Origin of the sequence: Micromonospora sp. BL1 (assembly GCF_003667485.1) — a bacterium.
Classification (GTDB): Bacteria; Actinomycetota; Actinomycetes; order Mycobacteriales; family Micromonosporaceae; genus Micromonospora; species Micromonospora tulbaghiae.
In genome coordinates this window covers 1-13,025 of record NZ_RCVK01000282.1, presented here as the reverse complement: position 1 = coordinate 13,025, position 13,025 = coordinate 1, and the positions used below count along the sequence as shown (strand labels likewise).

Below are 13,025 nucleotides of genomic sequence, written 5' to 3'. Positions count from 1 at the left end.
TGTCGATAACCGGGATCAGCGGGTACCGGTTGCGGCCGAACGTCGCCGGGACAGCGCGTCGACGCCGGCGGCGAGGAGCAGCACCAGGCCGGTGAAGATGAACTTCAGCCCGGAGCTGAGGTCGAGCAGTCCCATACCGTTGATGATGACAGCCACCACCGCGCCGCCCAGCACCGCGTTGATCATGCGGCCTTTGCCCCCGAAGAGGCTGGTGCCGCCGATGACGGCCGCGCCGACCGCGTAGAGGAGCACGTTGCTGCCACCGGTGTTGGGATCCACCGACCGGTCCCGGCTCGCGGCGATGATGCCGCCGACGGCCGCCATGCCCGAGCAGATCACGAAGGCCGAGATCTTGAGCCGGTCCACGTTGATGCCGGCCCGTCGCGCCGCCTCGGCGTTGCCGCCGACCGCGTAGAGGTGACGGCCGTAGGCCGTGCGGTTGAGCACGAATGTCCAGAACACCAGGAGGAGCGCGACGATCGGCACGACCACCGGCATGCCCTTGTTCGAGGTGATCAGCGGGTTGATGCTGCGCTCCTGGTTGAGCACGTAGACCGCGAGCACGATCAGCAGCGCCAGTCCGCCGATCCGGGCGCCCATCACGGCTGCCGGTTCGGTCACCAGTCCCCGGGAGATCCGGTTGCGGTGACGCAGCAGCTGGACGACGGCGTAGCCGAGGATCGCGACGGCGGCGAGCAGCCAGCCGATGGCCGGCGCGATGCGGCCGTTCTCGATGCCGACGATCACGTCGTCGCTGATCGAGATGTTGCTGCCCTCCTTCATGAGCAGCAGCACCACGCCCTGGAAGGCGAGGAAGCCGGCCAGGGTCACCACGAAGGACGGGATGCCCACCTTCGCGACCAGGAATCCGAGGATCAGGCCGATCAGCACACCGGTGATCAGGGCCGCGAGGACGGCGACGTACCAGGGGTAGCCGAGCACGCTGACCACGTTCGCCAGGATTCCGGCGCAGACGCCGCTGGCGAAGCCGGCGGAGAGGTCGATCTCGCCGAGCAGGAGCACGAAGATCAGCCCCATGGCGATCACGGTGACCGCGGCACCCTGGGTGAAGAGGTTGGCGAAGTTCCCCGCGGAGAAGAAGACCGGGCGCACGATGGTGAACACCACGCAGAGCACGACGAGGCCGATGACCGCGGGCAGGGCGCCCAGGTCACCGCCGCGTACCCGGGCGAGGTAGTTGCGGACGTGGTCGCCGACGGTGTGTGCGGGCGTGACGGCGGCCGGTCCTTCCTTCTTCACGGCGGTGGCGGTCATCGGAGCGCTCCCGAGGTTGCGTCGGCGGATTCGGTGCCGTTGCCGGGGTCGGTGGAGAGACCGAGGTTGCCGGAACGGCCCGCGGTGATCAGCTCGACCACCTGCGAGTGGGTGATGTCGCTGGTCTTCACCTGGGCGACCATCTGGCCGAGGTAGAGCGCGGCGATCCGGTCGGAGACGGCGAAGACGTCGTTCATGTTGTGCGAGATGAGCACCACGGCCAGGCCGTTGTCGGCCAGCCGGCGCACCAGCTCCAGCACCTGGGCGGTCTGCGCGACGCCGAGCGCGGCGGTCGGCTCGTCCAGGATGACGAGCCTGCTGTTCCAGAGCACGGCCTTGGCGATGGCGACGGTCTGCCGCTGGCCGCCGGAGAGGCTGGCCACGTGCTGGCGCAGCGACTTCACGGTGCGCACGCTCAGGCCGGCGAGCGTCTCGGCGGCCATCTGCTCCATGGTCGGCTCGTCGAGCACGATGCCGCTGCGCTTCTCCCGGCCGAGGAACATGTTCTGCACGATGTCGAGGTTGTCGCAGAGCGCGAGGTCCTGGTAGACGACCTCGATCCCGAGGTCGGCGGCGTCGCGGGGGCTGTTGATGCTGACCGGCTTGCCGTCGAAGAGGAACTCGCCGGCGTCGGTGGGGTGGATGCCGCTGATGCACTTGACCAGGGTCGACTTGCCGGCGCCGTTGTCGCCGACGAGCGCCGTCACCTCGCCGGGGTGCGCGGCGAAGGCGACGTCACGCAGCACCTGGACGGGACCGAAGCTCTTGTCGATCCCGCGTAGCTCCAGCAGGGGGGTTGCGGACACGGGGTTCTCCTTTGGGCGGAGGGAGGTCTCGGATCCCGTCCGGCGCGGGCGCCGCCCGGCACGGGTCTCCCCGTGCCGGGCGGCGCCGCCTGAGGCGGGTGGGTCAGCTCACGCCGGCGTCGGTGCAGAGCTTCGCGAAGGCACCGGTGCAGAGCTCTTCCTTGGTGACGTAGCCGTCGGCCACCACGTCCTTGACGTTGTCCTTGTAGATGGCCTTGGGCTCCAGCAGCACGGCCGGCACGTCCCGGTTGCCCTCCGGGTCCTTGACCGTCTGGCCGGTGTCCTTCCGCTCGCCCTTGGCGAGCGCGATGGCCAGCTCGGCGGCGGCGTCCGCCTCCTTCTTGACCGCCTTGTAGACGGTCATGCACTGGTCACCGGCGAGGATGTTCTGCAGGCCCTGGACGGTGGCGTCCTGGCCGGTCACCGGCACCTTGCCGTTGAGCTGGTTCTTCTTCAGCACCGAGATGGCTGCGTTGCCCAGGCCGTCGTTGGCGGCGAGCACGCCGTCGATCTTGCCCTTCTGCTGGGTGAGCATCTGCTCGAAGATCACGCCGGCCTGCGCGTTGTCCCAGTCCGGGACGTTCTGGTCCGGGCCCTTCGTGTAGTCACCGGAGTCGAACTTCGGCTTGAGGATCGAGTCGTAGCCGTTCTTGAACAGGGTGGCGTTGTTGTCGGTCTGGGAGCCGTTCAGGTAGGCGACGACCGGCTTCTGCGCGCCCTTGTCGGTCAGGCACTTGCTGAGGCCCTCGCCCTGGAGCTTGCCGACCGCCTCGTTGTCGAAGCTGACGTAGTACTGGGCGGAGCCGCCCAGGGTCAGCCGGTCGTAGTCGATGGTCGCGACGCCCTGCGACTTGGCCTTCTCCAGCACGGCCTTGCCGGTGCCCGAGTCGAGGTTGACGATCATGAGGGCGGTGACGCCGCTGGTCAGCATGCCGTCGGCGATGGTGGAGAAGGCGGACTTGTCGCCCTGGGCGTTCTGGATCGTGTAGTCGACGCCGGCGGCCTTGAACGCCGCCTCCAGGTACTTGCGGTCCGCGCCCTCCCAGCGGGCGGAGGACTTGCTGTCCGGCAGGATCACGCCGATCTTCGGCTTCTTGGCGTTGGAGCCGCCGGCCTCGTCGGAAGAACCGCCGTTGTCACCACAGGCGGCCATGCTGCCGGTCGCGAGAAGACCGACGGCCGCGAAGGTGAGGAAGCCCTTGCGCATGTGCAGGGTCCTTTCGGAGGTGGGGGAGTGGTGATGTTTTGTTGTGTCCGGCAACGTATTCCCCGCTTCCCATGCGCCGCAAGACTGCCGAGGTCAGAAGTTTGTTGGCGGCGGTAACAATTCAGCAACGCGGTTGTCACCCACGGGACACCACCGGGAGAGCGCGTTCCGGGAACGCTCCCACACGTACCGTCACGACCCCGCTCAGGTGGCGGCGATCGATGCCGTCGTCGCCCCGGTGAGGGCCACCAGATCCGTCGGCGCGAGCTGCACCTGCAACCCCCGGCGACCCGCCGAGACGTACACCGTCGGATGCGCCAGCGCCGAGGCGTCGATGACAGTCGGTAGCCGCTTGCGCTGCCCGAGCGGGCTGATGCCGCCGCGGACGTATCCGGTCGCCCGCTCGGCGGTCGTCCGGTCCGCCATCGTGGCCCGCTTGCCGCCGGCAGCGGCGGCGAGCGCCTTCAGGTCCAGCTCGCCGGTCACCGGCACCACCGCCACCGTGAGCCCGCCGTCGACCTCGGTGACGAGCGACTTGAACACCCGCTCCGGCGCCACCCCGAGCGCGGTCGCCACTAGCGCGCCGTAGTTCGGCGCGTCCGGCGACACGTCGTAGGTGTGGGTGCTGTGGGCGATCTTCCGCTTGCTCAGCAACGCGATCGCCGGAGTGCCGGGGCCCGCCATGGGCGTCAAGCTAGCCCGGCCGTCGGCCGACCGCGAGCCGAAACCGCGCGCCGGGGTCAGCCGCCGGCCGGAACCGGCCGGCAGACGAGCACCGTGGGAGCGCCGGCCACCCGGGTCAGCGCCAGACCGGCCGCCTCGTCGCCGGACAGCCGCAGGTCGCGGCGCAGCTTCTCCGGCTCCAGCGCCGACCCGCGCTTACGGATCTCGACCCGGCCGACCCGCCGCTCCCGCAGCAGGGAGCGCAGCCGCTTCAGCGAGAACGGCAGTACGTCGGTGATCTCCAGGCAGCGGGCGAACGGGGTGGGCCGGGCCTGGTCGCCGTACAGGTAGGCGATCGACGGGTCGGCGAGCGTGGCGTCCAGGTCGGCGGCCAGTTCGGCGACCAGGTGCGCGCGCACCACAGCCGGATCCGGGTCGTAGAGGAACCGCCGGACCGGTCCCACCGGCGCCTCCTGCCCGCCCGTGCCGGTGAGGAGCGACACCGCGTCGTCGCGCTCGCGCAGCACCGTGGCGCGGCGCGGGACCTCGGCCAGCTCGCCGCACCACAGTGCCGCCTCGACCAGGTCGCCGTCCACGCTCACCCACTCCGCCTCGGCGCCGCCCGGGATGAGCGCGTGGTCCAGCCCGGGCGCCACCTTCACCACCGTGCGCGGCACCCGCGCGGCCAGGCCGGTGACGAAGTCCCACGGCGGCGAGTAGGCGTTCGGGTCGAAGACGCGCCGCCCGGTGCCCGCCCGCCGCCGCGCCGGATCGCAGAACACCGCGTCCACCCCGGTCACGTCGAACGCCGTGGCGTCACCGCAGGAGACCGTCACCAGATCGGCGAGCCCGGCCGCCTCGGCGTTCGCGGCGGCCATCGTGGCGGTCACCGGGTCGGCCTCCACCGCGTACACCCGGATGCCGGCGCGGGCCGCGGCGAGCGCGTCGGCCCCCAGGCCGCACCCCAGGTCGGCCAGCGTGGTCACGCCCGCGGCGCGCAGCCGTGCCGCGCGCCGGTCGGCGACCACGCGGCGGGTCGCCTGCTCCAGCCCCGCCCGGGTGAGGAACATCCCGCCCGCCGCCGCGAGCCCGCCGGGAAGGCCGGCCGAGCGCAGCGCGGCCGCCGCCGCCAGCGGGTCGCCGCCGGCCACCCGCTCGGCCGCGGCAAGCGCCGCCGACCCCTCGGGGGTACGCAGCGCGGCGAGCTGGTCGAGATCCACGCGCTCATTCTCCCGGCCCGGTTCCGGCGCGACACGGAGGGCGACGCGTTGGCACTCTCCTTGACGGAGTGCTAGCCGAGGAATAACCTGCGATTAGCACTCTCACCCTGAGGGTGCCAACACCCGAGCCTCGTGCCCGGGGGTTGAGCGCCAGGCGGACCGGCACCCGCGACGACGGCCCCGCCCGGTGGCATGTGGCAGATTGACGCTGGTCGGCATGCCGGCCGGCAACGACACCAAGTACCCGGGAGGGTATGCCCGTGACTACCGCGACCAAGGTTGCGATCAAGCCGCTCGAGGACCGCATCGTGGTCCAGGCGAACGAGGCCGAGACCACCACCGCCTCGGGCATCGTGATCCCCGACACCGCCAAGGAGAAGCCGCAGGAGGGCACCGTCCTCGCTGTCGGCCCGGGCCGGATCGACGACAAGGGCAACCGCGTGCCGATCGACGTGAAGGTCGGCGACACCGTCCTCTACTCGAAGTACGGCGGCACCGAGGTCAAGTACGCCGGCGAGGAGTACCTGGTGCTCTCCGCCCGCGACGTCCTCGCGGTCATCGAGAAGTAAGCAACCGATCAGTGTCGTTGCCCCGGTCCGGCTCGCCGGGCCGGGGCAACGTCGCTTCGAAGGGATACTGATGGCGAAGATCCTCAGCTTCTCGGACGACGCCCGGCACCTGCTGGAGCACGGTGTCAACGCCCTCGCGGACGCGGTGAAGGTCACCCTCGGCCCGCGCGGGCGCAACGTCGTCCTGGACAAGAAGTTCGGTGCGCCCACGATCACCAACGACGGCGTGACCATCGCCAAGGAGATCGAGCTCACCAACCCGTACGAGAACCTCGGCGCGCAGCTGGTCAAGGAGGTGGCGACCAAGACCAACGACGTCGCCGGCGACGGGACCACCACCGCCACCGTGCTGGCCCAGGCCATGGTCCGCGAGGGCCTGCGCAACGTGGCCGCCGGCACCAACCCGACCGGCCTGAAGCGCGGCATCGACGCGGCGGCCGCCAAGGTCTCCGAGGCGCTGCTCGGCAAGGCCGTCGAGGTCGCCGGCAAGGAGTCGATCGCGCACGTCGCGACCGTCTCCGCGCAGGACGCCGCGATCGGCGAGCTGATCGCCGAGGCGATGGAGAAGGTCGGCCGCGACGGCGTCATCACCGTCGAGGAGGGCTCCGCGCTCACCACCGAGCTGGAGGTGACCGAGGGTCTGCAGTTCGACAAGGGCTTCATCTCGCCGAACTTCGTCACCGACCTGGAGGCGCAGGAGGCGGTCCTGGAGGACCCGTACATCCTGATCACCACCCAGAAGATCTCGGCGATCGAGGAGCTGCTGCCGCTGCTGGAGAAGGTCCTCCAGAACAACAAGCCGCTGCTCATCGTCGCCGAGGACGTCGAGGGCCAGGCCCTGTCCACGCTGGTGGTCAACGCGCTGCGCAAGACCGTCAAGGTCTGCGCCGTCAAGGCCCCCGGCTTCGGCGACCGCCGCAAGGCGATGCTCCAGGACATGGCGATCCTGACCGGCGCCGAGCTGGTCGCCCCGGAGCTGGGCTACAAGCTCGACCAGGTCGGCCTGGAGGTGCTCGGCACCGCCCGCCGCGTCGTGGTCGACAAGGAGAACACCACTGTCGTCGACGGTGGCGGGCAGGCCGCCGAGGTCGCCGACCGGGTCGCGCAGATCCGCAAGGAGATCGAGGCCTCCGACTCCGAGTGGGACCGGGAGAAGCTGGCCGAGCGGCTGGCGAAGCTCTCCGGCGGCATCGCCGTGATCAAGGTCGGCGCGGCCACCGAGGTCGAGATGAAGGAGCGCAAGCACCGCATCGAGGACGCCATCGCCGCGACCAAGGCCGCGGTCGAGGAGGGTACGGTCCCGGGTGGCGGCGCCGCCCTGGCCCAGATCCTGCCGGTGCTCGACGACGACCTGGGCTTCACCGGTGACGAGAAGGTCGGCGTCTCGATCGTGCGCAAGGCGCTCGTCGAGCCGCTGCGCTGGATCGCGCAGAACGCCGGCCACGACGGCTACGTGGTGGTGGAGAAGGTTGTCGGCCAGGACTGGGGCAACGGCCTCGACGCCGCCACCGGCGAGTACGTCGACCTGGCCAAGTCCGGCATCATCGACCCGGTGAAGGTGACCCGCAACGCGGTCAGCAACGCCGCCTCGATCGCCGGCCTGCTGCTCACCACCGAGAGCCTCGTGGTGGAGAAGCCGGCCGAGCCGGAGCCGGCCGCCGCCGGTGGGCACGGCCACTCGCACGGTCACGGCCACCAGCACGGCCCGGGCTTCTGACCCGAGGAGCACGCCCGACGTCAGGGCACACCGCCGACCCGGTGGTGTGCCCTGACGCGTATCTGCTTACGGAACGCTGACGACATTGGCAGCCGGCCCGGCGGGTCGACCAGACTGGACGCCGTGAGCACCCTCTCCCGCCGCCGCGCGGCGACGGCCGGTGTCGTCGCCACCGTGGTGACCCTCGGCACCGCCGAACCCGTGGCGGTCCTGACCGGTCCCCGGTCCGCTCCGCTCGTCGCCGTCGGCGGACTCGTCGTCGACCTGGTCCCCGAGCCGCTCAAGCAGTTCGCCATCGACGTCTTCGGCACGTACGACAAGATCGCCCTGCTGGTCGGGACCGCGCTGCTGCTGGCCGCTTTCGGGGCGCTGCTCGGCCTGGCGGCGGCCCGGCGGCTGGTGCTCGGCCTGGCCGGGGTCACCGCGTTCACGGTGCTCGGCGTGGCCGCCGCGCTGACCCGGGCCGGCGCGAACGCGTTCGACGCGCTGCCCTCCCTGGTCGGCGGCGGACTCGGCGCGCTGACGCTCTGGGCCTTCGTGGCCGGACCGCTGAGCGCCGATCGGGCACCCCGCGCCACGCCGCCGTCCGCGCCGCCCCCGGCGGTCGCCGCGCTCGCCCGCGAGGGGGAGACCCCCGGCGGCTGGGAGCCGGTCCGGCACGACGACGCGGAGTCGCGGCGGCGGTTCCTGCGTGGCGCCGGGCTGCTCACCGGCGCGGCGGCTGTGGCCGGGCTGGGCGGGCACTGGCTGGCCGGCCGGCGCGGCGTGTCGGCGGCCCGGGAGGCGGTGACGCTGCCCGCCCCGGCCGCCCCCGCACCGCAGGTGCCGGCCGGAGCGGACCTGTCGCTGCCCCGGCTCGCGCCGTACGTCACACCGAACCGGGAGTTCTACCGGATCGACACCGCGCTCGTGGTGCCGCAGGTCGATCCGGCCACCTGGCGGCTGCGCATCCACGGTCGGGTGCGCAACCCGATCGAGCTGAGCTTCGACGACCTGCTGGCCCGTCCGATGGTCGAGCGGTACGTGACGCTCGCCTGCGTCTCCAACGAGGTGGGCGGCGACCTGATCGGCAACGCGCGGTGGCTCGGCGTACCGATCAAGGAGCTGCTCGACGAGGCCGACCCGGAGGACGGCGCGGACCAGGTGGTGGGTCGCGCCGTCGACGGCTGGACCTGCGGCACGCCGACGTCGGTGCTGCGCGACGGGCGGGACGCCCTGCTCGCGGTGGGCATGAACGGCGAACCGCTGCCGATCCAGCACGGCTTCCCGGTGCGGATGGTGGTGCCCGGCCTCTACGGGTACGTGTCGGCCTGCAAGTGGCTCACCGAGCTGGAGCTGACCAGCTTCGCCGACTTCGACGCGTACTGGGTGCCGCGCGGCTGGTCCGCGCAGGGCCCGATCAAGACGCAGTCCCGGATCGACACGCCCCGGCCCCGCAGCCGCCCGGCCGCCGGCCCGGTGACGGTGGCGGGCGTGGCGTGGGCGCAGCATCGTGGCATCCGCCGCGTCGAGGTACGCGCCGACGGCGGCCCGTGGCAGGAGGCGACGCTCGCCCCGGCGGTGTCGGCTGACACCTGGGTGCAGTGGTCCTGGCGGTGGGACGCGACGCCGGGCGAGCACACGCTCCAGGTCCGGGCGACCGACACGGCGGGCGAGACCCAGACGGAACAGCACGCCCCGGTAGCCCCCGACGGCGCGACGGGATGGCACACAGTGCGGGTCACGGTCACCTGACGACCGCCCCACCCCGAAAGATCAACACCAGCTCCCCGAAGTGGTGGCATCAGAGGCTCCGCGATATGACCATTTCGCCGAGCTGGTGTTGATCACGCGAGGGCCGGGCCCGACGCGACGACGCCGCGCCCCGGAATCGGGGCGCGGCGTCGGGGGTCGTGGAGCCGGTCAGGCGACCTTGCGCTGGTCCGGCACGGCGGTGTTGTGCGGGCGGCCGAGGCGCGCCTCCAGGCGGGCGATGTCCACCCGGGTCTGCCGGCGGTCGGCCAGGTCCTCCCAGCCGAGCGCGAGCAGCCGCAGCCGCTCGGACTCGCTGAACCCGCCCCAGACGCCGTACGGCTCGCGGACGGAGAGCGCGTGCGCGGCGCACTCGGCGCGTACCGGGCAGGCGCGGCAGACCGACTTGGCGCCGGTTTCGCGGCGCAGCCGGGAGGAGCCGCGCTCGCCGTCCGGGTGGAAGAACTGCGCGCTGTCGCGGCCACGGCAGGCCCCGAGCCGCTGCCAGTCCCAGAGCTCGTCGATCGGTCCAGGCAGCCTACGTACGTTCGACATCAGCACCCCTCCTCCCGCGCGGCACCGCGGAGAATGTTCGTTGCCAGCTACCGGGCGGCGGTCCGCGCGGGATGCCGGTTCCGGATGAACCCCTCGGTACCCGAGCGGTCCGCGCCTCACACATCTGTGATCGAAAACCTCGGACACTCGGCGGCATATGCCCCATCTGTCGGAAAAGTTCGGATGATTGCCCGGAACCCCCTCCCGACCCCACCTCCGCATGGTCTGCTCTGAGTCGGAGAGGAGACCACTGTGCGTAGTGTTCTTGTGTGCGTTCGGACACCATTGGCGGCCCAGCATCTGACCTCCGCGGCGGCGCGGCTCGGGCTGTCCGGCGTCGTCCGGACGGCCGTCTCCGATCCGGAGGTGATGTTGCGGCTCGCCGAGCGTCCGGTGGACGTGGTGCTCGCCGACACCGCCCTGACCCGCCCGGACAGCGCCGGCTTCGTCCGGCGGGTGCTCGCCCGCGCCCCGCAGGCGGCGGTGCTGCTGCTCGGCGCCGAGGAGTCGGAGTCGGCGGCGGCCACCATCAGCGCCGGGGCGCGCGGGCTGATCCAGAACGCCGACCACGACCTGACCAGCGCGGTCGCCAAGGCGCTGCTGCTGCTCTCCGCCCCCGGCCGGAGCAACCGGCACCGGGTGGCGGACACCGCCCGGGACGCGGCGGCGGTGGGCGGGCCGACCCGGTCGGCGGCGCCGGGGCGTACCCAGGGTGGGCCCGGCTGGCCGGCGACGGCCCCGGTGGACGCCGCGGGCCTGCCCACGGTGGTGCCGGTGCAACGGGGCGAGGACCCGGACGACCCGGCGGCGGCCGACGGCGCGGAGGCGCCCCGGCCGGGCACGGCCCAGCGGCCGGCGCGGACGCCGCGCAGCGCGATCGGGCTGACCGAGCGGGAGCTTCAGGTGCTGCTCGGCATGGCCGAGGGCAAGAGCAACGCGGAGATCGGGCGGGAGCTGTTCGTCTCCGAGGACACGGTCAAGACGCACGCCCGGCGGCTGTTCCGCAAGCTCGGCGCCCGCGACCGGGCGCACGCCGTGGCGGCCGGATTCCGGGCCGGCCTGGTCGCCTGACCCCGGCGGGAGTCACTCCGACGCGGAGTCGTCGGTGCCCTCGGTGAGCGTGTCGTGCACGCCGTCGGCGTAGCCGCGGGCGTAGTCCCAGCTCACGTAGTGGTCCGGGTCCGGGTCGTAGGCCGGCTCGTGCACCCGGGGACGCCCCGAGTTGAGCAGGTGGCGCAGGTTGCCGCGCAGCAGATCCCAGTCGAAGTAGTGCGGCTCGCGGCAGTCCTCGCACTCGATCACCAGGCCGCGCACGCCGATCGGCTGGAGCAGCGCCTGGTAGATCTCCAGATCGGCGAGATCCTCCAGGACGTCCTGGCGCTCGACCTCGGTCAGCGGGTCGAGCGCGTCGTCGTCGCCGGGATCGTGCAGGCCGGCAGCCGGATCGGCCGGGTCGCCGTTGAACGGGTCGATGGGCTCGTCGTGCACCCCCTCACCGTAGACCCCGAGCCGCCGGAAAGCCCGCCCCAGCCCGTGCTGTGGCCCTGCCTACCCTCGGGCCCGCCGCTGCCCGGGCCGGGACGGGTAGGTGGGTACGATGAGGCGACGCGCCGTCACCAGGCGCCTGCCGGTGCCCCCGCGCGCCGCCTCGCTGCAGCCCGTTCGACCAGCTCAGGGGAGCAATCGTGGAGAATTCGCCCAGCACCGAGATCCCGGCCGGCACCGACGGCGGGGAGCTGGGTGGCCATCTGCCCGAGCTGCCGGCCGGTTCGGCCCGGGTGGTGCCGCTCGGGCTGACCTTCGACGACGTACTGCTCCAGCCGGGCGAGTCGGACGTCGTGCCCAGCCGCGTCAACACCCGCACCCGCCTCACCCGCAACATCGAGCTGACCGTGCCGCTGCTGTCGAGCGCGATGGACACGGTCACCGAGGCGCGGATGGCGATCGCCATGGCCCGCCAGGGCGGCATCGGCGTGCTGCACCGCAACCTCTCCGTCGAGGACCAGGCGCTCCAGGTCGACCTGGTGAAGCGCTCCGAGTCCGGCATGATCACCAACCCGGTGACCGCCAGCCCGGACGACACGCTGCGCGAGGTCGACGCGCTCTGCGGGCGCTACCGCATCTCCGGCGTGCCGGTGGTGGACGGGCAGGGCCAGCTCGTCGGCATCGTCACCAACCGCGACATGCGGTTCGTCTCCGACCCGGCCACGCCGGTGCGCGAGATCATGACCCGCACCCCGCTGATCACCGCCCCGGTCGGCGTGAGCAAGGACGACGCGCTCGGTCTGCTGCGCCAGCACAAGATCGAGAAGCTGCCGATCGTGGACGCGGGCGGCAAGCTGCGCGGCCTGATCACGGTGAAGGACTTCACCAAGAGCGAGCAGTACCCGAACGCCACCAAGGACGACGCGGGCCGGCTCCGGGTCGCCGCCGCGGTCGGCGTGGGCGAGGACGGCTACAAGCGGGCCCGCGCGCTGGTCGACGCCGGCGTGGACGTCGTGATCGTGGACACCGCGCACGGTCACCAGCGGGCCGTGCTGGAGATGGTGGCCCGGCTCAAGCGGGACGTCACCATCGACATCGTGGGCGGCAACATCGCCACGTACGCGGGCGCGAAGGCGCTCGTCGAGGCCGGCGCGGACGGCGTGAAGGTGGGCGTCGGACCGGGCGCCATCTGCACCACCCGGATCGTGGCCGGGGTCGGCGTACCGCAGATCACCGCGATCATGGAGGCGGCCCGCGCCGCCCGCCCCGCCGGCGTGCCGGTGATCGGCGACGGCGGCATTCAATACTCCGGCGACATCGCCAAGGCCCTGGTGGCCGGCGCCGACACGGTGATGCTCGGCAGCCTGCTCGCCGGCTGCGAGGAGAGCCCCGGTGAGCTGATCTTCATCAACGGCAAGCAGTACAAGGCGTACCGGGGGATGGGCTCGCTCGGCGCGATGCAGTCGCGCGGCCAGGGCAAGTCCTACTCCAAGGACCGCTACTTCCAGCAGGACGTGCTCGCCGAGGACAAGCTGGTCCCGGAGGGCGTCGAGGGGCAGGTGCCCTACCGGGGGCCGCTGTCCGCCGTCGCCCACCAGCTCATCGGCGGGCTGCGCGCCGCGATGGGGTACGTGGGCGCGGAGAGCATCCCGGAGCTGCACCGGCGTGGCCGGTCACCAGCGGGCCGTGCTGGAGATGGTGGCCCGGCTCAAGCGGGACGTCACCATCGACATCGTGGGCGGCAACATCGCCACGTACGCGGGCGCGAAGGCGCTCGTCGAGGCCGGCGCGGACGGC

12 protein-coding genes and 1 pseudogene are annotated in these 13,025 nt (G+C 72.1%); 6 read left to right on the top strand and 7 right to left on the bottom strand.

The genetic code is table 11. The features are described 5' to 3' along the window. Nucleotides 1-15 precede the first annotated feature (15 nt). From EAD96_RS20590 to EAD96_RS20570, 5 genes are all read right to left on the bottom strand, one after another. Entirely contained in the window at nucleotides 16-1,275 is a 1,260-nt protein-coding gene (locus EAD96_RS20590) for a sugar ABC transporter permease (RefSeq protein WP_121685459.1), read from the bottom strand. Then, nucleotides 1,272-2,081 carry an ATP-binding cassette domain-containing protein gene (locus tag EAD96_RS20585; RefSeq protein WP_091426249.1) on the bottom strand — a complete coding sequence of 270 codons (810 nt, stop codon included), beginning with the start codon at nucleotides 2,079-2,081 and terminating at the stop codon, nucleotides 1,272-1,274. Before EAD96_RS20585 ends, EAD96_RS20590 begins: the two co-directional genes overlap by 4 nt. 103 nt (nucleotides 2,082-2,184) lie before the next feature. Next, nucleotides 2,185-3,288 carry a sugar ABC transporter substrate-binding protein gene (locus tag EAD96_RS20580; RefSeq protein ID WP_121685458.1) on the bottom strand — a complete coding sequence of 368 codons (1,104 nt, stop codon included), beginning with the start codon at nucleotides 3,286-3,288 and terminating at the stop codon, nucleotides 2,185-2,187. A 204-nt stretch (nucleotides 3,289-3,492) separates the two neighbouring features. Further along, a complete protein-coding gene (gene ybaK, locus EAD96_RS20575; RefSeq protein ID WP_120573140.1) occupies nucleotides 3,493-3,972 on the bottom strand; it encodes a Cys-tRNA(Pro) deacylase in 480 nt (159 codons plus the stop codon). A gap of 56 nt (nucleotides 3,973-4,028) precedes the next feature. After that, nucleotides 4,029-5,171 carry a methyltransferase domain-containing protein gene (locus EAD96_RS20570; protein WP_121685457.1) on the bottom strand — a complete coding sequence of 381 codons (1,143 nt, stop codon included), beginning with the start codon at nucleotides 5,169-5,171 and terminating at the stop codon, nucleotides 4,029-4,031. Between the two features lie 254 nt (nucleotides 5,172-5,425). Here EAD96_RS20570 and groES point away from each other — a divergent pair, with 254 nt between their 5' ends. From groES to EAD96_RS20555, 3 genes are all read left to right on the top strand, one after another. Further along, the gene (groES, locus tag EAD96_RS20565; protein ID WP_018222648.1) at nucleotides 5,426-5,740 is read left to right on the top strand and encodes a co-chaperone GroES; all 315 of its coding nucleotides are present in this window, start codon (nucleotides 5,426-5,428) and stop codon (nucleotides 5,738-5,740) included. 70 nt (nucleotides 5,741-5,810) lie between these two features. After that, complete coding sequence (gene groL / locus EAD96_RS20560; protein WP_121685456.1) at nucleotides 5,811-7,457, top strand: chaperonin GroEL; 1,647 nt, start codon at nucleotides 5,811-5,813, stop codon at nucleotides 7,455-7,457. Between the two features lie 123 nt (nucleotides 7,458-7,580). Then, complete coding sequence (locus EAD96_RS20555; protein WP_121685455.1) at nucleotides 7,581-9,191, top strand: sulfite oxidase; 1,611 nt, start codon at nucleotides 7,581-7,583, stop codon at nucleotides 9,189-9,191. Between the two features lie 168 nt (nucleotides 9,192-9,359). On the opposite strand, the gene EAD96_RS20550 is transcribed toward EAD96_RS20555, so the two are convergent. After that, the gene (locus EAD96_RS20550; protein WP_120574131.1) at nucleotides 9,360-9,743 is read right to left on the bottom strand and encodes a WhiB family transcriptional regulator; all 384 of its coding nucleotides are present in this window, start codon (nucleotides 9,741-9,743) and stop codon (nucleotides 9,360-9,362) included. 252 nt (nucleotides 9,744-9,995) lie between these two features. On the opposite strand from EAD96_RS20550, the gene EAD96_RS20545 reads away from it, so the two are divergent. After that, the gene (locus tag EAD96_RS20545; protein ID WP_091426239.1) at nucleotides 9,996-10,814 is read left to right on the top strand and encodes a response regulator transcription factor; all 819 of its coding nucleotides are present in this window, start codon (nucleotides 9,996-9,998) and stop codon (nucleotides 10,812-10,814) included. A 12-nt stretch (nucleotides 10,815-10,826) separates the two neighbouring features. On the opposite strand, the gene EAD96_RS20540 is transcribed toward EAD96_RS20545, so the two are convergent. After that, nucleotides 10,827-11,231 (bottom strand): DUF5319 domain-containing protein, encoded by a 405-nt coding sequence (locus EAD96_RS20540; RefSeq protein WP_120573145.1) that lies wholly within the window; start codon nucleotides 11,229-11,231, stop codon nucleotides 10,827-10,829. A gap of 197 nt (nucleotides 11,232-11,428) precedes the next feature. On the opposite strand from EAD96_RS20540, the pseudogene guaB reads away from it, so the two are divergent. Next, nucleotides 11,429-12,898: pseudogene (gene guaB / locus EAD96_RS20535) on the top strand (IMP dehydrogenase); the annotation flags it as partial. A gap of 25 nt (nucleotides 12,899-12,923) precedes the next feature. Beyond that, nucleotides 12,924-13,025 (top strand): IMP dehydrogenase (locus EAD96_RS31915; protein WP_158614808.1); only part of this gene is annotated, 102 nt, incomplete at its 3' end.